Source organism: Mycolicibacterium elephantis DSM 44368, assembly GCF_004014805.1.
Lineage (GTDB): Bacteria > Actinomycetota > Actinomycetes > Mycobacteriales > Mycobacteriaceae > Mycobacterium > Mycobacterium elephantis.
Genome location: NZ_ATDN01000015.1, coordinates 82,145 through 101,621, shown reverse-complemented (window position 1 = coordinate 101,621; position 19,477 = coordinate 82,145). Strand labels below are relative to the sequence as shown.

Genomic DNA, 19,477 nt, shown 5'->3' with positions numbered 1-19,477 from the left:
CAGCCGACGCACGAACGCTTAGTCTTTCTCCGTGCCGCTCTATGCCGCTTACGGATCCAACATGCATCCGGAGCAGATGTTGCAGCGCGCGCCCCATTCGCCGATGGCCGGAACGGGGTGGCTGCATGGGTGGAGGCTGACGTTCGCCGGCGAGGACATCGGTTGGGAGGGCGCGCTGGCCACCCTGGTGGAGGACCCGACCTCCAAGGTGTTCGTCGTGCTCTACGACATGACCAAGGACGACGAGGCCAACCTGGACCGCTGGGAGGGCTCGGAGCTGGGGTTTCACAAGAAGATCCGATGTCGGGTGGAGCGGACGTCGTCGGACACCACCACCGACCCGGTGTTGGCCTGGCTCTACGTCGTCGACGCCTGGGAGGGCGGTCTGCCCTCGGCGCGCTACCTCGGCGTCATGGCCGATGCGGCCGAGATCGCGGGTGCACCACCGGAGTACGTGCACGATCTGCGCACCCGTCCGGCTCGGAACATCGGTCCGGGGGCGCTGGGGTCCTAGCCGACACCGCGCGGCGGCGCTCGAACATCTGCATCTCGACGATGCGTTCGGCTTCGCGGCGCACGTCTCGGCGGATCGTCTGCCACAGCTCGCGGCGATCAACCCCGGGATCGCGGGCGGCCGCCGCGGCCCAGCGCAGCACGCGCGCCGGCGAGAAGACCTGCTGCGGCGACCTCACCCGGTTGAAGACGTCGGCGAGCTCGGTGAACCCGTTGGGCCGGGCGGCGAACCACCGGTAGGCGGCGAACTCGATCGGCGATATCGCGTCGTCGCGGCCGAGCAGGTTGGCCCACTGATACATCGGCAGGCACTGCGCGTCACGGTCGAGTTCCCAGGCCACCAGCGCGCGGTCGAGTCGGTCCGGGTCATCGAGATGGGGCGCGACGGCCTCGCCGAGCAGCCGCCCGAACCGCCACGCGTCGCGCATGCCCTGCGCGGTGACCGGGTCCTTGAAGTGGCCGGAGTCGCCGGCCAGCGCCCACCCGGGGCCCTGGGAGTGCCTGAAGTAGGAGGGGTGGGAGTACGACATCCGGATCTTGCTGACCCGCCGGCAGCCGCGCAGCCGCTCCGCGTAGGGCGGGATGCAGGCGATCGTGGCGTCGAACGTCGCGACGGGGTCGGCGCGGTAGTCGTCGGCGCGGCGCACCGGCGGCATCTGCAGCGCCACCAACTGCTCTCCGTCGCACGGGAACACGGTGACCAGATCGTCGTGCTGGCGCCACTGCATGGCCACGTCGCGCCGATCGGCGTGCACGTCCTCGTAGTAGGCGTAGGCCATCATGCGCTGGTTCGGCCAGAGGTGGTGTGCGCGGGCGCCGACGAGGCGCGCGACGGTCGACCGGCGCCCGTCGGCCCCGATCACCAGTTTCGCCGAGATCGTTCCCGTCGAGCCGTCGCGCAGCCGGAACCGCACCCCCGATGCGCGGCCGGAGTGGTCGCTGACCAGGTCGGTGACGCGGACGTGCTCCCGCACGTCGGCGCCGGCCTCGCGCGCGGTCTCGACCAGCGCGAGGTCCACGCCCGGCCGCCGCACGCAGCCGCCCGCGGCCAGGCCCTCGTACACGCTGGACGGGCCGACGACCTCGACGCCCGGCGCGCCGAGCCCGGCCCTGGTGTGCAGCGGGGCGCCGAGCTTCATCACCCGGTCGCGGGCGCCGAGCCGCTCGAGCTCGGCCCAGTGGTGGGTGAAGAACAGATGCGTGGACAGCGTGTCGGAGGGGAACGACGAGCTGTCGAGTACGACCACGCTGCGGCCCCGGCGGGCGAGTGCGATCGCGGCCGCCGAACCAGCGCAGCGACCGCCGACGATGACGACGTCAGTGTGCTCAGTCATGTCGTCAGACTGCCAGCTCAACCCCCGTTTTATAAGTGTTTTCATTTTATGAATTTGATTACAATTCACCGCTGTGGCCTATCCTTGGCTGGTGTCCGCCGAGCCGCTCGACCCCGCGCCGACGATGGCCGCGGCCCGTGCGGGCCGCCGCCGGGCGCGGACCCGGGCGGCCATCCTGGACGCGGCCGAGGTGGTGTTCAGCCGCGAGGGCTACGACGGTGCGCGCATCGAGGAGATCGCCGAGCTCGCCGACGTGTCCGTGGGCTCCATCTACAGCCATTTCGACGGCAAACGCGGGATGTATCTGCAGCTCGTCGACCGTGCGCTCGGGCTGTTCACCCAGTACATGGAGCGCAGCGAGGACCCCGCGCTGAGCCCGCTGCAGCGGGTGCTGGCCGGCGGCGACGCGTATCTGCGGTTCCACCTCGACCATCCCGGCGCGTTCCACTTCCTGGCGTACCGCAGCCCGGGCGCCCAGCCGCTGTCCGGGGACGACGAGACCGAGGCGCGCATCCGTGACCGGGTGGGGCTGCTGCTTCGCCGGTTCGCCGCACAGATCGACAACGCGGTCGCGGCCGGGGAGGCCCGGCCCGTGGACTCGCTGCGGCTGACCCACTACCTGTGGGGCGCGTGGAACGGCGTGATCGCGTTGCGTCAGCAGCCCGACGGGCTGCGGATCTCCGACGAGGAGATCGCCGAGACGCTCGAGCTGGCGCGTTGGCTGCTGCGGGAAGGGCTCGCCGCTTCCGCGCTGCGCGACGCCAACGGCGAAGTGGGCGAACGGATTCCGCTGCCCCGGATCAGGTCGCCGCAGCAAAGTTGAGCCTGCGCAACTTCCACAGCGGGTAGCCGCGCTCGATCACCGCGAATCGCACCAGGCCCGCGACAACCAGCGGGTTCCTCGAATCTGCGGCACTGATCGTCCGCCAGCCGATTCGCTCGATGAATTCCGGTGTCGTGGAGGTGAATTGGACCGTGACCATCGGCGCCTCGTACCCCATCGCGAGAGTCGCCGTCGAGTCTCCGTCCGTAACCGTGAACTGCGTCCTCGGCTTGGGAAAGCCGGCGTCGAGAAGAGCAAGGCGGACCATGGATTCCCGCGGCGACTGCGCTTTGCCGTCCATCAGGGCCACCGCGTCGAACACCCGCCACCAGTGCCGTGCCCCGCGATACCGATCGGTCAGGGACTGCACGTCGGCGGCCGTGATGCCCGTCGCCGAGGCAAGCGCATCCAACCGAAAGCGGCCTCGTCGCGTGGGCGGTGCCGGGCAAGGTCGAAGGCCGTCCGCTCCGCTGTCGTGACGGGCAACCCGGCGAGCTCGATGATTTCATCGGGACGTATTCGGTTGTTTCTGACGACGATTCCCGAAGGAGGGCGGCCGTTATGCCGGATCAGTTCGACATCGGCGTCGGCCTCGATCCAGCGCGCGCCGTGCAGCGCAGCTGCGGCGAGACCCGCGACCACCCCGCGGCGGCGTGACCACAGCCAGGCGCCGACAGCGCGCTGCAGCAGTGACGGCGTCGCCTGCGCGGGGACGTACACGTCCGGGTAGATGGCTCGGTAGTTCCACCGCAGCTGCCCGCGGGTGAGCACGCCGTCGGCCAATGCCTCACTGCCGATGAAGACATCTTCCATGCAGTGATGCTGACCTGACCATCTGACACGATTTGAGCGCTAGGGCCGAGAGTGCAGTCAGGGCTGTGGATTCTCGACAGCAGCCCTGGCTGCAATCTCGCCCGTAGCACCCATTTCGTAGGTCTACCAGACCCTAGAACCGGGCCGCCTGCTCGACGACGTTGACCAGCACCCGCACCCCGACCGCCAGCGCGCGCTCGTCGATGTCGAACGTGGGCTGATGCAGGTCCAGCTGCGGACCGCGGCCCGACCACACACCCAGCCGCGCCATCGCGCCCGGCACCTCCTCGAGATACCACGAGAAGTCCTCGCCGCCGCCGGACTGGCGGGTGTCGGCGAGCACGTCGGGGCCGATCGCCTCGATCGCGTGGGTGAGGATGCGCGTGGAGATCTCCTCGTTCACCACGGGCGGCACCCCCCGCCGGTACTGCAGGCTGTGCTCCAGGCCCAGCGGCGCCAACAGCGCCGAAACCGTTTCTCGCACAATCGCTTCCAGCATCTCCCAGGCGTCACGGCTGGCGGTGCGGATGGTGCCGGCCAGCGTGCCGGTCTGCGGAATCGCGTTGGCGGCCACCCCCGCGTTGACCGCGCCCCACACCATCACCGTGCTGTTGCGCGGATCGATGCGGCGCGAGAGCACGCCGGGCACACCGGTGATCAACGTGCCCAGCCCGTAGACGAGGTCGCCGGTCAGATGCGGCCGCGAGGTGTGCCCGCCGGGCGAGTTCAGCGTCACCTCGAGCTGATCGGCCGCCGAGGTGATCGGCCCCGCCCGCACCGCGACCCGGCCGACCGCCAACCGCGGGTCGCAGTGCAACGCGAAGATCCGCGACACCCCCACCAACGCGCCCGCGGCGATCGCGTCGAGCGCGCCGCCGGGCATCAACTCCTCGGCGGCCTGGAAGATCAGCCGCACCCCAACCGGCAGTTCGGGCACCGACGTCAGCGCCAGCGCCGCCGCCAGCAGCATCGCGGTGTGAGCGTCGTGCCCGCAGGCGTGCGCGACGTTGGGCACCACCGACGCGAACGGCTTACCGGTGCGGTCGGCCATCGGCAGCGCGTCCATGTCGGCCCGCAGCGCGATCCTGGCCCCGTGTTCGGGGCCGATGTCACACGTCAGGCCGGTGCCCCCGGGCAGCACCTTCGGGTTCAGGCCCGCGTCGGCCAGCCGCGATGCGACGAACTGGGTGGTGCCGAACTCCTGGCGGCCCAGCTCCGGATGGGCGTGAAAATGCCTGCGCCAGCCCACCAGGTCGGCGTGGTGGGCGTCCAGCCAGCGTTCGGTCGCATCGGCGAGGCTCATGCCGCCCGCCTTGCCTGCAGGTCGAGCACCCGGTCGCGTTCGGCGGGCGTCTCGGCCAGCCGTACCACGGTGCGCGCCAACATGATCGCGCCCTCGACGACGGCCCTGTCGGCGCTGGGCCCGGCCGCCGCGGCCGCGAACTCCGGCTGGTGCACCGAGGCGCCGTCGGCATCGATGCCGACGATCGGGTGGATGCCGGGCATGACCTGGGTGACATTGCCCATGTCGGTGCTGCCCAGCGGCGAGGACGCCTCCACCTCGGGCGGCAACGGGTTGCGCCCGACCCGCACCATCTCGGCGCGGAAGGTCTCGGCGAGCCATCGGTCGGGGGCGAGTTCGAGGTAGGCCGGCTCGGTCTCGGTCACCCGGTAATCGCAACCCGTGGCCACCGCGCCGGCGAGGAAGCAGTCGGCCATCCGCTGCTCGAGCCCGCGCAGCGAGGCCGCGTCGTTGGCCCGCATCGTGTACTGCATCTCCGCGCGCGCCGGGATCACGTTGGCGGCTTGACCGCCGTCGGTGACGATGCCGTGCACCATCTGGCCGGGCTCCAGTTGCTGGCGCAGCAGGCCGATGGCCACCTGCGCGACCGTGACCGCGTCGACGGCGTTGACACCGCGATAGGGCGCGACGGCCGCATGGGCCTCCCTGCCGTCGTAGCGCACCGCCACCTGCGACAGCGCCAGCGAATGCGCGGCGGCGATGTCCTGCGGCCCGGGGTGCAGCATCACCGTCGCGGCGATGTCGTCGAAGACCCCCGCCTCGAGCATCAGCACCTTGCCGCCGCCGGCTTCCTCTGCGGGCGTGCCCAGCAGCACCACGGTCAGACCGAGGTCGTCGGCCACCTCGGCCAGCGCCAGCGCGGTGCCGACGGCCGAGGCGGCGATGATGTTGTGCCCGCAGGCGTGCCCGATGCCAGGCAGCGCGTCGTACTCGGCGCACACGCCGATCACCAGCGGCCCGCTGCCGTACTCGGCGCGAAACGCGGTGTCCAGCCCGGCCGGCGCGGCCGTGACCGCGAAGCCGTGCTCGGCCGCCAGCGCCTGGGTCTTGGCGCAACTGAGGTGCTCGGCGAAGGCGAGTTCGGGCTCGGCGTGGATGGCGTGGGACAGCTCCACCAGGTCGCCACGGCGTCGGGTGACGGCGTCTTCGACGCGGCTCGACGCGGTGGAGGTGGGCATCTTGGAAGTATCTCACTGCTCGGATGGTGCCCGTTTGCGGCGGCTAAGCTGCGCAGCGTGACGAGCCCGGACGCGCTGGCGCGAGACGCGGCGGCCGCCATCGCCGACCGCACCGGCGTCGAGCGGCACGACGTCGCCGTGGTGCTCGGCTCGGGGTGGGCGCCCGCCGCCGAGCAGTTCGGTGATCCAGTGGCGGTGCTGCCCGTGGCCGAGCTTCCCGGGTTCACCCCGCCCACCGCGCAGGGGCACGGCGGGCGGCTGCTGTCGACGCGTATCGGCGAGCGGCGGGTGATCGTGTTCGTCGGCAGGATCCACGCCTACGAGGGCCACGACCTGCGCCATGTGGTGCACCCGGTGCGGGCCGCCTGCGCCGGCGGCGTGCACACGATGGTGCTGACCAACGCCGCGGGCGGCCTGCGCGCCGACTTCTCGGTGCGCCAGCCCGTGCTGATCAGCGACCACCTCAACCTGACCGGGCGCTCGCCGCTGGTCGGCCCGCGGTTCGTCGACATGGTGGACGCCTACTCGCCGCGGTTGCGCGCCGTCGCCCGCGAGATCGAACCCTCGCTGGCCGAGGGCGTCTATGCCGGCCTGCCCGGACCGCAGTACGAGACGCCCGCCGAGATCCGCATGCTGCGCACGCTGGGCGCCGACCTGGTCGGCATGTCGACCGTGCACGAGACGATCGCCGCGCGCGCGGCCGGCGCCGAGGTGCTGGCCATGTCGTTGGTGACCAACCTGGCGGCCGGAATGACGGGGCAGCCGCTGAACCACGAAGAGGTACTGGAAGCCGGCCGCCGGTCGGCGACACGGATGGGCGCCCTGCTGGCCGGGGTCATCGCGCGGCTCTGAGCGCAGAGCCCGCATATGCCGCCGACAAAGTGGGCACACTAGCCGCATGACGTTGTCGCGGACCTCGACCACCGCGCAGGAGTGGATTGCCCACGACCCCGATCCCCGCACCGCCGCCGAGCTCAAAGCGCTCTCGGAGGAGGAGCTCGCCGAGCGGTTCGCCCACCCGCTGACGTTCGGCACGGCGGGGCTGCGCGGTCCGCTGCGCGGCGGACCGAACGGGATGAACCTCGCCGTCGTGCTGCGCGCGACGTGGGCGGTGGCAAAGGTGTTGCACGACCGCGGGTTGTCCGGCCAGAACGTCGTGGTCGGCCGCGACGCCCGGCACGGCTCCGACGAGTTCGCATTGGCCGCCGCCGAAGTCCTTGCCGCCGAGGGCTTTACCGTCACGCTGATGTTCACGTCGGTACCGACCCCGGTGGTGCCGTTCGCCGTGCGCCGCCAGTCGGCCGTCGCGGGGATCATGATCACCGCGTCGCACAATCCGCCCACCGACAACGGGTACAAGGTCTACTTCGAGGGCGGCTACCCGATCGTGCCGCCGACCGACCGCGACATCGAGCAGGCGATGGCCAAGGCCCCCCACGCCGACGAGATCCGGCGCGCCGCCGTCGAACCCTCCGGCGTCGACGAGGTACAGCGGTTCGTCGAGCGCGCGGCGCAGGTGAGGCACACGCACGGCTCGGCGCGGGTGGCGGTCACGCCGCTGCACGGCGTCGGCGGGGAGTTCGTGCTCGACGCGCTGGTGGCTGCCGGGTTCTCCGACGTGCACGTCGTCGACGAGCAGTTCGCGCCCGACCCGGACTTCCCCACCGTGTCGTCGCCCAACCCCGAGGACCCCGCCGCGACCGAGGCGCTGTTGAAGCTGGCCGCCGACGTCGACGCCGACGTCGCCGTCGCGCTGGACCCCGACGCCGACCGGTGCGCGATCGGCGTTCCCACCCCCGACGGCTGGCGGATGCTCACCGGTGACGAAACAGGTTGGCTGCTGGGCGATTACATCCTCTCGCAGATCGAGCCGGGTCCGGTCACCGAGGCCTCGGTGGTGGCCAGCACGGTGGTGTCGTCGCGGATGCTGGCCGCGATCGCCGCCGAGCACGGCGCGCAACACGTCGAAACCCTCACCGGGTTCAAGTGGCTCGTGCGCGCCGACGAAAAGCTTCCCGGCAGCACGCTGGTGTACGCCTACGAGGAGGCGATCGGCCATTGCGTCGACCCGGCCGCGGTGCGGGACAAGGACGGCATCAGTGCGGCCGTGCTGGCCTGCGATCTGGTCGTCGCGATGCAGCACCGCGGCCACACCCTGCTCGACGCGCTCGACGACCTGGCCCGCCGCCACGGTGTGCACACCACCACCGCGGTGTCGCGGCCGGTCGAAGACGTGCGTCAGGCGGCGGCCGTGCTGGACCGGTTACGCCGGAACCCGCCCGATCGGCTTGCCGGCTTCGACGTCACCGTCACCGACCTGCTCGACGCGGACGGCCCGCTGCGCACCGACGCGTTGATCCTGTCCGGAGGCGACGGGGAGACCTCGGTGCGGCTGGTGGTGCGGCCGTCGGGTACCGAGCCAAAGGTCAAGGCCTACATCGAAGTTCGCTGCAGCGAGAACGGTGACCTCGATACGGCGCGGGCCCGGGCGCAGCGCCTGCAGGACGAGGTGGCCGCTGATTTCTTCGGGCGCGAGCAGACGTAAAAACCCCCAAAATCCCCCAGTTCAGGGGGTTTTCGCGTCTGCTCGCCGGGAAAGATCAACGCGGGCCGAACTGGCGGTCCCCGGCATCGCCGAGGCCCGGCACGATGTAGGCGATCTCGTTGAGCCCCTGGTCGATCGCGGCGGTGAACAGCCGCAACTCCGGGGCCACCTTCTCCAGCTTCGCAAGGCCTTCCGGAGCGGCCACCACGCAGATCGCGGTGATGTCTACGGCATTGCGCGAATGCAACAGCTCGATGGTGTGGGCCATCGAACCTCCGGTCGCGAGCATGGGATCCAGCACCATCACGGGCTGTGCGCTCAGATCGCCGGGCAGCGACTCCAGATACGGTGTGGGCACGAGGGTTTGCTCGTTGCGGGCGACGCCGACGAAGCCGACCAGCGCCTCGGGGATCAGCGCATGCGCCTGGTCGACCATGCCCAGGCCCGCCCGCAGCACCGGGACGAGAAGCGGCGGGTTGGCCAGCTTGCACCCGGTGGTGTCGGCGATCGGGGTGTGCACCGCCACCGGCTCGACGGGCAAGTCGCGGGTGGCCTCGTACACCAGCATCAGCGTCAGGTCGCGCAGCGCCGCGCGGAAGGCCGCGTTGCCGGTGGCCTCGTTGCGCAGCGTGGTCAGCCGCGCGGCGGCCAGCGGGTGGTCGACGACGCGCACATCCATGCGCCGAACCTTAATGGAACCGACCGCCCTCGCCGTGCGTCCTAACCGCATGCTCGCCGATACCTTCGCCGATACCGACGCGATCCGCACCCTGGGCTCCGCCAGCGCCGCGCACGCCGCTGACCTCGCCGACGTCGCCGCGCTGCTGGCGTCGTTGCCGCCGCCGAACCTGGGCCCCGTCGGCGCCCGGTTCGTGGCCGCGTTCAACGAGGCGGCCGCTGAGGGCGCCCGCGCCGTCACCGCGGTGAGCGAGCGGCTCGCGGCGGCGCACACCACCGCATACGCCGCCGCGGCGGCCTACGACGACGCCGATGCCGGTGCCCGCGATCGCATCACCGGGGTGTAGCCGTGCCCAGCGCCCTGGTCGCGGCGTTGGCGGCGCCCATCCGCGAGGTGGCGTCGATGGTCGGGCCGGGCCGGCCGGACGATCCCGCCGCGGCGCTGGACCGGGCCCGCGACGCGCTCGCCGACGTCGCCGCGGGGGCCCGGCGGGCCTGGTTGCAGGCGGGCATGTCGTGGTCCGGGCGCGGCGCGGAGGGCGCGGCGGGCTTCATGGCGAGGACGTTCGCGGCCATCGACGAACTCGCCGAGCACGCCGACCGGCTCGGCGTGTCGGCGCGCGCCGCGTCGGATTCGGTCGCGCGGGTCCGTGCCCGGTTGCAGGCGATCGTCGAGGACTTCGAGGCCCGCGCCGCCGCGCTGGAGCCCTACCTCGACTCGCCGGGGGTGGCCGAGAAGCTGCTGGCCGAGGCACGCCGCTCGCTGCGGGAGGCCGTCGGGGCCGTCGAGGAACTCGAGGCCGAACTGGACGGGCACGTCGCGGCGGTGCGCGCACCCGCGTCGCCGTCGTCGGCGCCCGCGTCGACGGCACCCCCGGCCATGCCCGCGATGCCCACCTCGGGCGGCTCGGGCGGTTTGGGCAGCGCACCGGCGGGTTCCGGGCTCGGCGGCGCCCTGGGTGAGCTGGCGTCGCTGGCGCGCGAGCCCGCGACGCCGGTGCCCGATGCGGCGACGTTCGGCGACGGCGTCGCGGTCCGGCTGCCCGACGGCAGCGTCGCGACGGCGCCCAACGCCGTGGCCGCCAGCGCGGTGCGTCATGCGCTGACCCAGCTCGGGGTGCCGTACCAGTGGGGTGGCACCACCCCGGGCGTCGGCCTGGACTGCAGCGGCCTCACCCAGTGGGCCTATCGCGAGGCGGGGCTGAACATTCCCCGGCTGGCGCAGGAGCAGGACATCGGCGCCGCCGTCGACGCCGGCTCGCTGCGCCCTGGCGACCTGGCGGTGTGGGACGGCCACGTCGCGATGATCGTCGGCAACGGCACGATGATCGAGGCGGGCGATCCGGTCAAGCTGTCGCCGATCCGCACCGAGAACGCCGGGCAGGGGTTCCAGGGCTTCTGGCGACCGACGGCGTGAGGCACTGCCAGGTCAGGTGGTTAGGCTGTGCGCCATGGCTGCTGACATCGTGCCGATCCGGCTCGGGCTGACCAAGGGTGACCTGTACACGTTGTGGGCGCCACGCTGGCGCGACGCGGGCGACGAGTGGGAGGCGTTCCTCGGCAAGGGCGACGACCTCTACGCGTTCGAAACCGTGGCCGACATGGTGGCGTTCGTCAGGACGAACAACGACAACGACCTCGACGACCACCCGGCGTGGGAGAAGCTGACCGAGGCCAACGCGCACCGGTTCGATCCTTCGGAGGACCGCCAGTTCGACGTGATCGGCGTGGCCGAACTGGTCGCCGAGAAGCCCACCGAGGAGTCGGTGACCCAGGTGCACCGCACAATGGCGGTGGTCTCGGCCATCGGCTCGGTATGTGAGCTGCCGCCGATCACCAAGTTCTTCAACGGCAACCCGGTGCTCGCCACGCTGGGCGGCGGCATCGAGGCGTTCCGCGGCCGCAGCGGGCGCAAGCGGTGGGGCGAGATCCTCGCGGTCGTCAACCGCGGCTGGGACAACGTCATCGACGCGCTCGACGAGCTGGTCACCATCCCCGACGTCGACGCGGCCGCCGCGGAGAAGGCCGAGGCGGAGCTGGCCGAACCCGCCCCAGAGCCCGACGTCGACGAGGATCCGATCGAAGAGCTCGCCGCCGACACCCAGGCCGACGAGACCGCCGACGCAGAGTCCGACGCGCTCGAAACCCAGGCGACCAGCCTGGTGCTGGGCAGCGACGAGGACTTCTGGATCAAGGTCGGCATCGACCCGGTGCGGATCATGGCCGGCGCCAACACCTACTACACGTTGCGCTGCTACCTGGACGATCAGCCGGTCTTCTTGGGCCGCAACGGAAGGATCAGCGTGTTCGGCTCCGAGCGTGCGCTCGCGCGGTATCTGGCCGACGAACACGACCACGACCTGTCGGATCTGGCCACCTACGACGACATCCGCACCGCGGCCACCGACGGGTCGCTGCAGATCGAGGTCGGCGACGAGAACGTCTACGTGCTGACCGGCATCGTCGACGACATGGCCGAGGGACCCGACGCGCTGGACCGCGACCAGCTGGATCTGGCCGTCGAACTGCTCAGGGACATCGGTGATTACGCCGAGGACCCCATCGTGGAGCAGAGCCTCGACGCCGATCAGCCGCTGGGCCGGCTGGTCGCCCACGTGCTGGATCCCAAGAGCGTGAACCGCCCCAACGCGCCCTACGCCAAGGCCGTCGAGCAGTGGGAGGCGCTGGAGGCGTTCGTGGAGTCGCGGCTGCGTCCGGAGCAAGCCTACGGCTGATGGTCGCGACCGACTGGTCGGCCCGGATGGGTCTCACCGTGCCGATCGTCAACGCGCCGATGGGCGGGGTCGCCGGCGGTGCGCTGGCCGCCGCGGTGTCGCGCGCCGGTGGGCTCGGCATGCTCGGGCTCGGCAGTTCGGCGTCCCTGTCGCAGCTCGAGACCGGGCTGCGTGAGCTCTCGGAACTGAAGTCGCCGTTCGGTATCGGGCTCGTGGACTGGGTGGCGGCCGCCGAGCCCGGGCTGCTCGACGCCGCCATCGCGGCGCGTCCGGCGCTGCTGTCGGTGGGTTTCGGTGACGACTTCTCCTGGGTGGCGCCCGCGCGCGACGCGGGGGTGCCCACCGCGACGCAGGTAGGGGATCTCGCCGCGGCGCAGCGCGCGGTCGACGCCGGGGTCGACGTGCTGATCGCGCGCGGCGCCGAGGGCGGCGGCCACGGCGCACCCCTGATCGGCACGCTGCCGCTGCTCACCTCGGTGCTCGACCGCTACTCGGTGCCCGTGCTCGCCGCGGGCGGAATCTCCTCGGGCCGCGGCGTGGCCGCCGTGCTGGCGGCGGGCGCGGCGGGCGCGTGGGTCGGCACCGCGTTCAGCGCCTGCCTCGAGGCGTCGGTCTCCCTCGCCGTGCGCACGCGGTTGCTCGCCGCACGCGACACCGACACCGTCACCACCCGGGTCTTCGACGTCGCACAGGGCTACCCGTGGCCGGCGACCCTGCCGGAACGGGTGCTGCGCAACGCTTTCACCGACACGTGGGACGGCAGGGAAGCCGAGCTGACCGACGCCGAGCGCGACGCGCTGGCCGCCGCCGTCGCCGCCGAGGACCACCGGCTGGCGCCGATCAACGCGGGTCAGGGTGTCGGGGTGCTGGACACCGTCGAATCCGCGGCGGACGTGATCGGGCGGTTGGGCGCCGAGGCGGAGCGGCTGCTCGGCCGGTGGGGCGAAACGCGTTAGCCGATCAGAACGGCGTAGCTGGGCTTGATCACGTCGTCGATGAGCGCGAGCCGTTCGTCGAACGAGATGAACGCCGACTTCATCGCGTTGATGGTGAACCACTGCAGATCGGTCCAGCCGTAACCGAACGCCTCCACCAGCCGCAGCATCTCCTGGCTCATCGAGGTGTCGCTCATCAGCCGGTTGTCGGTGTTGACGGTGACGCGGAACCGCAGCCGCGCCAACAGGTCGAAGGGATGCTCGGCGATGCTGGCGACCGCGCCGGTCTGCACGTTGCTGCTCGGGCACAGCTCGAACGGAATTCGCTTGTCGCGCAGCAGCGACGCCAGCCTGCCCAGTTTCGCGGTGCCGTCCTCCGCGACGGTGATGTCGTCGACGATGCGCACCCCGTGGCCCAACCGGTCGGCACCACAGAAGGCGATCGCCTCGTGGATGGACGGCAGGCCGAACGCCTCGCCGGCGTGAATCGTGAAGCGCGCGTTGTTGCTTCGCATGTACTCGAACGCGTCGAGGTGCCGGGTGGGCGGATATCCGGCCTCGGCGCCGGCGATGTCGAAGCCGACGACGCCCTTGTCGCGGAACCGGATCGCCAGCTTCGCGATCTCCAGCGAACGGGCGGCATGGCGCATCGCGGTCACCAGGCAGCGCACCGTGATGGCACGACCCTCCGCGGCGGCGGCCTTCTCCCCGTCGACGAAGCCGGCCAGCACCGCGTCGACGACCGCGTCCAGCGACATCCCGCCGTCGATGTGCAGTTCCGGCGCGAAGCGGACCTCGGCGTAGACGACGTTGTCCTCGGCGAGGTCCTCGACGCACTCGTAGGCCACCCGGTGCAGCGCCTCCGGGGTCTGCATCACCCCGACGGTGTGGGCGAACGGCTGCAGGTAGCGCCCCAGAGACCCGCTGTGCGTGGCGGTCCGGAAGATCTTCGCGAGCTCGTCGGCGTCGGTGGAAGGCAGATCGGTGTAGCCGGCCGCGTCGGCCAGCTCGACGACGGTGGCCGGGCGCAGGCCGCCGTCGAGGTGGTCGTGCAGCAGCGCCTTGGGGGCGCGCCGGATGTTCTCCGGGGTCAGCGGCGTCGTCATGACGGAATCCGATCGATGATCAGCGAACGTTGCGGGGGCACGTCGTCGGCGACGGTCCAGCCGCCGTCCAGCTCGGCGAGCGCGCCGGCGAACCGCTCCGGCGTGTCGGTGTAGAGGGTGAACAGCGTCTCACCGGCGGCGACGGGCTCGCCGGGGCGGCGGTGGATGCGCAGCCCGGCGCCGGGCTGCACCCGCTCACCCGGGGCCGAGCGGCCCGCCCCGAGCCGCCACACCGCAAGTCCCACTGCCATCGCGTCGATGTTTCCCATGGTGCCACCCCGGGGCGCCGTCACCGTCTCGATATGCGCGCCGAACGGCAGTTTTCGCGTCGCATCCCCGCCTTGGGCGGCGACCAGGCGACGGAACCGGTCCATCGCCGAGCCGTCGCGCAGCGTCTCGGCCGGGTCCACCCCGTCGAGCCCGGCGGCGTCGAGCATCTCGGCGGCCAGCGCCAGCGTCAGCTCCACGACGTCGGGCGGGCCACCGCCGGACAGCACCTCCAGGGATTCGGCGACCTCGACCGCGTTGCCGACCGCACGGCCCAGCGGCGTCGACATGTCGGTCAGCAGCGCGCGGGTCACCAGCCCCGCGGCCGTGCCCAGATCGACCATCGTGCGGGCGAGCTCGCGGGCTTCGGCCTCGGTTTTCAGAAACGCGCCGGAGCCCACCTTGGTGTCGAGCACCAGCGCGCGGGTGCCTTCGGCGATCTTCTTGCTCATCACCGAGCTGGCGATCAGCGGCAGCGACTCGGTGGTGGCGGTGATGTCGCGCAGGGCATAGATCTTGCGGTCGGCGGGGGCCAACTCACCGGCGGCGAAAATTGCCGCGCCCAGGTCGCAAAGTTGTTGGCGGACCTGGGCTGTGGAGATCTCGGCGGTGAAGCCGGGGATGGACTCCAGCTTGTCGAGTGTGCCGCCGGTGTGGCCGAGCCCGCGTCCGGCGGCCTGCGGCACCGCCCCGCCGCAGGCCATCACCACCGGCACCAGCACGAGCGTGATCTTGTCGCCCACCCCGCCGGTGGAATGCTTGTCGACCAGCGCCAGCGGCTTACCGTCGCGGCGCAGGTCGGAGAAGTCCAGCCGGTCCCCGGAGGCCACCATCGCCACCGTCCAGCGGGCGATCTCGGCGCTCGTCATCCCGCGCAGGAAGATCGCCATCAGCAGCGCCGACATCTGCTCGTCGGCGATCCGCCCGTGCGTGTAGGCGTCGATCACCCAGTCGATCGCCTCGTCCGACAGCTCCCCGCCGTCGCGTTTGGTCCGGATGACCGTCGGCGCGTCAAACGACTGCGACATCGCACCCCCCTGTCTTCTTGTCGCCGAGTGTGGGGTTGTGACACGCTTTCGCGCCCGACGCGTGCCGGTAACCCACGTTCGGCGGTCGGGCGTCAAACTTGGGCTGTGTCACGGGGTTTCCTCGCGGCGGGCCAGATCGTGCGGGCCGAACGCGTCGGGCAGCAAGTCGCCCAGCGCTCGCGGGCCGAGCGGGTGCTCGATCAGCATCTCGGGGCCGCCGTGCTCGTGCAGCACCTGCCGGCACCGCCCGCACGGCATCAACAACTCGCCCGCGGCATCGACGCACGACAGCGCGATCAGGCGTCCTCCGCCGCCCGAATGCAGTGCGCAGACCACCGCGCACTCGGCGCAGAGACCGAGACCATATGAGACATTTTCCACATTGCAGCCCGTCACCACCCGACCGTCGTCGACCAGCGCGGCCGCACCCACGGCGAACCTCGAATACGGCGCATACGCGTGGGTTGCGGCATCAGTTGCCTTGGCGCGCAACATCTTCCAGTTGACATCGATCTTCATGCCACCTCCACGAGCCCGCTTCTGAATGGGTTCCGATGGTTTCGCCGCCGCGGCAGCTGTGAAATAGGTAACCCCAATTTCGCATTTTCCGGTGCATCGACGGCTAAACCGTAGTTCGTTTGGTAGTGCGACTGGGTTTAGAGTCGCCCCGAGGTTTGGGCGAGGCGAACCGGGCCGAATGATCACCCAGGTTCGGCGTGCGTGCGCCTCTGCGCCCAAGCGTTCACCGAAGGCGTTGGAGGCCAGATGAGTACTCAGACCGGGGGCGCGGCGGTGGCACGACCGAAGCGGTCGCGCAGACGCACCCTCTACCGGGGCGATCCGGGCATGTGGTCGTGGGTGCTGCACCGCATCACCGGCGCGACGATCTTCTTCTTCTTGTTCGTGCATGTGCTCGACACCGCGCTGGTGCGGGTCAGCCCGCAGGCCTACAACTCGGTGATCGAGACCTACAAGACACCGATCGTCGGGCTGATGGAGATCGGGCTGGTCGTCGCCGTGCTCTACCACGCTCTCAACGGGATCAGGGTCATCCTCATCGACTTCTGGCAGCACGGACCGCGCTATCAACGGCAGATGCTGTGGGCGGTCGTCGCGCTGTTCCTCGCCGTCTTCATCCCCGCGGTCGGGGTGATCGGCATGCACATGGCGGAGCGGTTCCTGTGAGCGCGCCGACCGAGAAGTGGACGCCCCATCACCGCGAGGGCCGCATCGCCCCGGTGATAGAGAAGGAGTACGACCGTCCGGCCGGGCTGGACCATCCCCGCGCGCCCCGACGGGCCAGGGGGATCCCCTACTTCGAGAAGTACGCCTGGCTGTTCATGCGCTTCTCCGGGGTGGCGTTGGTGTTTCTCGCGGTCGGCCATCTGTTCGTCATGCTGATGTGGCAGGACGGCGTGTACCGCATCGACTTCAACTACGTCGCCGAGCGCTGGGCGTCGCCGTTCTGGCAGATCTGGGACATGGCGCTGCTGTGGCTGGCCATGTTGCACGGCGCGAACGGCATGCGCACCATCATCGGCGACTACTCACGCAAGAACGTCACCAAGTTCTATCTGAACTCGCTGTTGTTGCTGGCCACCGGGTTCACGTTGGTGCTGGGCACGTACGTTCTGGTCACCTTCGACGCGAACATCGGGGTTTGATCGATGATTCTGGAACATCGCTACGACGTCGTCATCGTCGGCGCAGGCGGAGCGGGTATGCGCGCCGCCGTGGAGGCCGGCCCGCGCGCCCGCACCGCGGTTCTGACCAAGCTGTATCCCACCCGCAGCCATACCGGCGCGGCCCAGGGCGGCATGTGCGCGGCGCTGGCCAACGTCGAAGAGGACAACTGGGAGTGGCACACCTTCGACACCGTCAAAGGCGGTGACTACCTGGCCGACCAGGACGCCGTCGAGATCATGTGCAGGGAAGCCATCGACGCGGTGCTGGACCTGGAGAAGATGGGGATGCCGTTCAACCGCACCCGCGAGGGCCGCATCGACCAGCGCCGGTTCGGCGGGCACACCCGCGATCACGGCAAGGCGCCGGTGCGCCGGGCCTGTTACGCCGCCGACCGCACCGGCCACATGATCCTGCAGACGCTGTACCAGAACTGCGTCAAGCACGACGTCGAGTTCTTCAACGAGTTCTACGCGCTGGACATCGCGATCACCGAGACGCAGTCGGGCCCGGTGGCCACCGGCGTCGTCGCCTACGAGCTGGCCACCGGCGACATCCACGTCTTCCACGCCAAGGCGATCGTGTTCGCCACCGGCGGCTCGGGCCGGATGTACAAGACCACCTCCAACGCCCACACGCTGACCGGTGACGGGCTCGGCATCGTGTTCCGCAAGGGACTTCCGTTGGAGGACATGGAGTTTCACCAGTTCCATCCGACGGGCCTTGCCGGGCTGGGCATCCTGATCTCCGAGGCGGTGCGCGGGGAGGGTGGCCGGCTGCTCAACGGTGAGGGCGAACGGTTCATGGAGCGTTACGCGCCGACGATCGTCGACCTGGCTCCGCGCGACATCGTCGCCCGGTCGATGGTGCTCGAGGTGCTCGAGGGCCGCGGCGCCGGGCCGAACAAGGACTACGTCTATATCGACGTGCGCCACCTCGGCGCCGACGTGCTCGAGGCCAAGCTGCCCGACATCACCGAGTTCGCCCGCACCTATCTGGGTGTGGACCCGGTCAACGAACTGGTGCCGGTCTATCCGACCTGTCACTACCTGATGGGCGGCATCCCGACGACGGTCAATGGTCAGGTGCTGCGCGACAACACGACGATCGTGCCCGGGCTGTACGCCGCGGGCGAATGCGCATGCGTGTCGGTGCACGGCGCCAACCGGCTGGGCACCAATTCGCTGCTGGACATCAACGTGTTCGGCCGCCGCGCCGGCATCGCCGCGGCAAATTACGCACTGGGCCACGACCACGTCGACCTGCCGTCGGATCCGGCGGACATGGTCGTCGGCTGGATCGGCAACATCCTCTCCGAGCACGGCAGCGAGCGCGTCGCCGACATCCGCACCGCGCTGCAGCAGTCGATGGACAACAACGCCGCGGTGTTCCGCACCGAGGAGACGCTCAAGCAAGCCCTGACCGACGTCCACGCCCTCAAGGAGCGCTACAGCCGAATCACGGTGCACGACAAGGGCAAGCGTTACAACAGCGATCTGCTCGAGGCGATCGAGCTGGGCTTCCTGCTGGAGCTGGCCGAGGTGACCGTCGTGGGTGCGTTGAACCGCAAGGAGTCCCGGGGCGGCCATGCCCGCGAGGACTACCCCAACCGCGACGACACCAACTACATGCGTCACACGATGGCCTACAAGCAGGGCACCGAGCTGCTGTCCGACATCAGGTTGGACTACAAGCCCGTGGTCCAGACGCGATATGAACCGATGGAACGGAAGTACTGATGACCGTCAGCCCTGACGTGCAGACCAAGGATCCCGGCCTGCCGCCCGTGCCGGAGGGCGCGGTGATGGTGACATTGAAGATCGCCCGGTTCAACCCGGAGGATCCCGACGCCTTCGCCGACTCCGGGGGCTGGCAGAGCTACCGGGTGCCGTGCCTGCCGACCGACCGGCTGCTGAACCTGCTGCACTACGTCAAGTGGTATCTCGACGGCACGCTGACGTTCCGGCGGTCATGCGCCCACGGGGTGTGCGGCTCAGATGCCATGCGCGTCAACGGCGTGAACCGTCTCGCGTGCAAGGTGCTGATGCGTGACATGCTGCCGAAGAACCTCAAGAAGCAGCTGACCATCACGATCGAGCCGATCCGCGGCCTGCCGGTGGAGAAGGACCTCGTGGTGGACATGGAGCCGTTCTTCGACGCCTACCGCGCCATCAAGCCCTACCTGATGACCAGCGGCAATCCGCCGACGCGGGAACGCATTCAAAGCCAGACCGACCGTGCCCGCTACGACGACACCACCAAGTGCATCCTGTGCGCGTGCTGCACCACCAGCTGCCCGGTGTACTGGACGGAGGGCAGCTATTTCGGTCCGGCGGCGATCGTCAACGCGCACCGGTTCATCTTCGACAGCCGCGACGAGGGTGCCGCCGAGCGGCTGGACATCCTCAACGAGGTGGACGGGGTGTGGCGCTGCCGCACCACCTTCAACTGCACCGAATCCTGCCCGCGCGGTATCCAGGTCACCCAGGCGATCCAGGAGGTCAAGCGCGCGTTGATGTTTGCGCGTTAGAAGTTT

21 protein-coding genes are annotated in these 19,477 nt (G+C 70.3%); 12 read left to right on the top strand and 9 right to left on the bottom strand.

The window, feature by feature from the left end; all coding sequences use genetic code 11:
• Positions 1-31 precede the first annotated feature (31 nt).
• Entirely contained in the window at positions 32-514 is a 483-nt protein-coding gene (locus MELE44368_RS12465) for a gamma-glutamylcyclotransferase family protein (protein WP_046754469.1), read from the top strand.
• Here MELE44368_RS12465 and MELE44368_RS12460 read toward each other — a convergent pair.
• Positions 411-1,847 carry an NAD(P)/FAD-dependent oxidoreductase gene (locus MELE44368_RS12460; protein ID WP_128108775.1) on the bottom strand — a complete coding sequence of 479 codons (1,437 nt, stop codon included), beginning with the start codon at positions 1,845-1,847 and terminating at the stop codon, positions 411-413. The two genes, MELE44368_RS12465 and MELE44368_RS12460, sit on opposite strands and share 104 nt — an antisense overlap.
• A 73-nt stretch (positions 1,848-1,920) precedes the next feature.
• Between MELE44368_RS12460 and MELE44368_RS12455 the strand changes: the two genes are divergently transcribed.
• Positions 1,921-2,670: a TetR/AcrR family transcriptional regulator gene (locus tag MELE44368_RS12455; RefSeq protein ID WP_241566589.1), complete on the top strand. Its 750-nt coding sequence runs from the start codon at positions 1,921-1,923 to the stop codon at positions 2,668-2,670.
• Here MELE44368_RS12455 and MELE44368_RS27085 read toward each other — a convergent pair.
• The 4 genes from MELE44368_RS27085 to MELE44368_RS12440 form a co-directional block, all read right to left on the bottom strand.
• Positions 2,648-2,992, bottom strand: a complete 345-nt coding sequence (locus MELE44368_RS27085; RefSeq protein ID WP_241566588.1) for a hypothetical protein — start codon at positions 2,990-2,992, stop codon at positions 2,648-2,650. The two genes, MELE44368_RS12455 and MELE44368_RS27085, sit on opposite strands and share 23 nt — an antisense overlap.
• Positions 2,993-3,027: 35 nt before the next feature.
• A complete protein-coding gene (locus MELE44368_RS27080) occupies positions 3,028-3,483 on the bottom strand; it encodes a hypothetical protein (RefSeq protein WP_241566587.1) in 456 nt (151 codons plus the stop codon).
• A gap of 133 nt (positions 3,484-3,616) precedes the next feature.
• Positions 3,617-4,786 (bottom strand): amidohydrolase, encoded by a 1,170-nt coding sequence (locus MELE44368_RS12445; RefSeq protein ID WP_128108774.1) that lies wholly within the window; start codon positions 4,784-4,786, stop codon positions 3,617-3,619.
• Positions 4,783-5,964 carry a M20 family metallopeptidase gene (locus MELE44368_RS12440; RefSeq protein ID WP_128108773.1) on the bottom strand — a complete coding sequence of 394 codons (1,182 nt, stop codon included), beginning with the start codon at positions 5,962-5,964 and terminating at the stop codon, positions 4,783-4,785. Before MELE44368_RS12440 ends, MELE44368_RS12445 begins: the two co-directional genes overlap by 4 nt.
• A 57-nt stretch (positions 5,965-6,021) precedes the next feature.
• On the opposite strand from MELE44368_RS12440, the gene MELE44368_RS12435 reads away from it, so the two are divergent.
• Positions 6,022-6,816 carry a purine-nucleoside phosphorylase gene (locus tag MELE44368_RS12435; RefSeq protein ID WP_128108772.1) on the top strand — a complete coding sequence of 265 codons (795 nt, stop codon included), beginning with the start codon at positions 6,022-6,024 and terminating at the stop codon, positions 6,814-6,816.
• 46 nt (positions 6,817-6,862) lie between these two features.
• Complete coding sequence (locus MELE44368_RS12430; RefSeq protein WP_128108771.1) at positions 6,863-8,509, top strand: phospho-sugar mutase; 1,647 nt, start codon at positions 6,863-6,865, stop codon at positions 8,507-8,509.
• Positions 8,510-8,564: 55 nt separating this feature from the next.
• Here MELE44368_RS12430 and upp read toward each other — a convergent pair whose 3' ends face one another.
• Positions 8,565-9,188 carry a uracil phosphoribosyltransferase gene (gene upp / locus MELE44368_RS12425; protein ID WP_128108770.1) on the bottom strand — a complete coding sequence of 208 codons (624 nt, stop codon included), beginning with the start codon at positions 9,186-9,188 and terminating at the stop codon, positions 8,565-8,567.
• A 13-nt stretch (positions 9,189-9,201) separates the two neighbouring features.
• On the opposite strand from upp, the gene MELE44368_RS12420 reads away from it, so the two are divergent.
• The 4 genes from MELE44368_RS12420 to MELE44368_RS12405 are packed head-to-tail and all read left to right on the top strand — an operon-like array spanning position 9,202 to position 12,878.
• Positions 9,202-9,534 (top strand): hypothetical protein, encoded by a 333-nt coding sequence (locus MELE44368_RS12420; protein WP_241566586.1) that lies wholly within the window; start codon positions 9,202-9,204, stop codon positions 9,532-9,534.
• Between the two features lie 2 nt (positions 9,535-9,536).
• Positions 9,537-10,604 carry a C40 family peptidase gene (locus tag MELE44368_RS12415; protein ID WP_128108768.1) on the top strand — a complete coding sequence of 356 codons (1,068 nt, stop codon included), beginning with the start codon at positions 9,537-9,539 and terminating at the stop codon, positions 10,602-10,604.
• Positions 10,605-10,638: 34 nt separating this feature from the next.
• On the top strand, positions 10,639-11,922 hold the full coding sequence (gene satS / locus MELE44368_RS12410) for a protein export chaperone SatS (RefSeq protein ID WP_128108767.1): 1,284 nt from the start codon (positions 10,639-10,641) through the stop codon (positions 11,920-11,922).
• Positions 11,922-12,878 (top strand): NAD(P)H-dependent flavin oxidoreductase, encoded by a 957-nt coding sequence (locus tag MELE44368_RS12405; protein ID WP_206613756.1) that lies wholly within the window; start codon positions 11,922-11,924, stop codon positions 12,876-12,878. Before satS ends, MELE44368_RS12405 begins: the two co-directional genes overlap by 1 nt.
• Here the strand turns inward: MELE44368_RS12405 and MELE44368_RS12400 are convergent.
• The 3 genes from MELE44368_RS12400 to MELE44368_RS12390 all read right to left on the bottom strand — a co-directional run bounded on the left by MELE44368_RS12400 (position 12,875) and on the right by MELE44368_RS12390 (position 15,777).
• Entirely contained in the window at positions 12,875-13,963 is a 1,089-nt protein-coding gene (locus tag MELE44368_RS12400) for an adenosine deaminase (RefSeq protein ID WP_128108766.1), read from the bottom strand. The two genes, MELE44368_RS12405 and MELE44368_RS12400, sit on opposite strands and share 4 nt — an antisense overlap.
• A complete protein-coding gene (locus MELE44368_RS12395) occupies positions 13,960-15,258 on the bottom strand; it encodes a thymidine phosphorylase (RefSeq protein WP_128108765.1) in 1,299 nt (432 codons plus the stop codon). Before MELE44368_RS12395 ends, MELE44368_RS12400 begins: the two co-directional genes overlap by 4 nt.
• 108 nt (positions 15,259-15,366) lie before the next feature.
• Complete coding sequence (locus MELE44368_RS12390) at positions 15,367-15,777, bottom strand: cytidine deaminase (RefSeq protein WP_128108764.1); 411 nt, start codon at positions 15,775-15,777, stop codon at positions 15,367-15,369.
• Positions 15,778-16,023: 246 nt separating this feature from the next.
• Here MELE44368_RS12390 and sdhC point away from each other — a divergent pair, with 246 nt between their 5' ends.
• From sdhC to MELE44368_RS12370, 4 genes are read left to right on the top strand one after another with little or no spacing between them, the layout of a single operon-like run.
• Entirely contained in the window at positions 16,024-16,443 is a 420-nt protein-coding gene (gene sdhC / locus MELE44368_RS12385) for a succinate dehydrogenase, cytochrome b556 subunit (protein ID WP_128108763.1), read from the top strand.
• Positions 16,440-16,922 (top strand): succinate dehydrogenase hydrophobic membrane anchor subunit, encoded by a 483-nt coding sequence (locus tag MELE44368_RS12380; protein ID WP_128108762.1) that lies wholly within the window; start codon positions 16,440-16,442, stop codon positions 16,920-16,922. Before sdhC ends, MELE44368_RS12380 begins: the two co-directional genes overlap by 4 nt.
• A gap of 3 nt (positions 16,923-16,925) precedes the next feature.
• Positions 16,926-18,680, top strand: coding sequence for a succinate dehydrogenase flavoprotein subunit (gene sdhA, locus MELE44368_RS12375; RefSeq protein ID WP_128108761.1), 1,755 nt, complete (start codon positions 16,926-16,928; stop codon positions 18,678-18,680).
• Positions 18,680-19,471: a succinate dehydrogenase iron-sulfur subunit gene (locus MELE44368_RS12370; protein ID WP_128108760.1), complete on the top strand. Its 792-nt coding sequence runs from the start codon at positions 18,680-18,682 to the stop codon at positions 19,469-19,471. Before sdhA ends, MELE44368_RS12370 begins: the two co-directional genes overlap by 1 nt.
• Positions 19,472-19,477 lie beyond the last annotated feature (6 nt).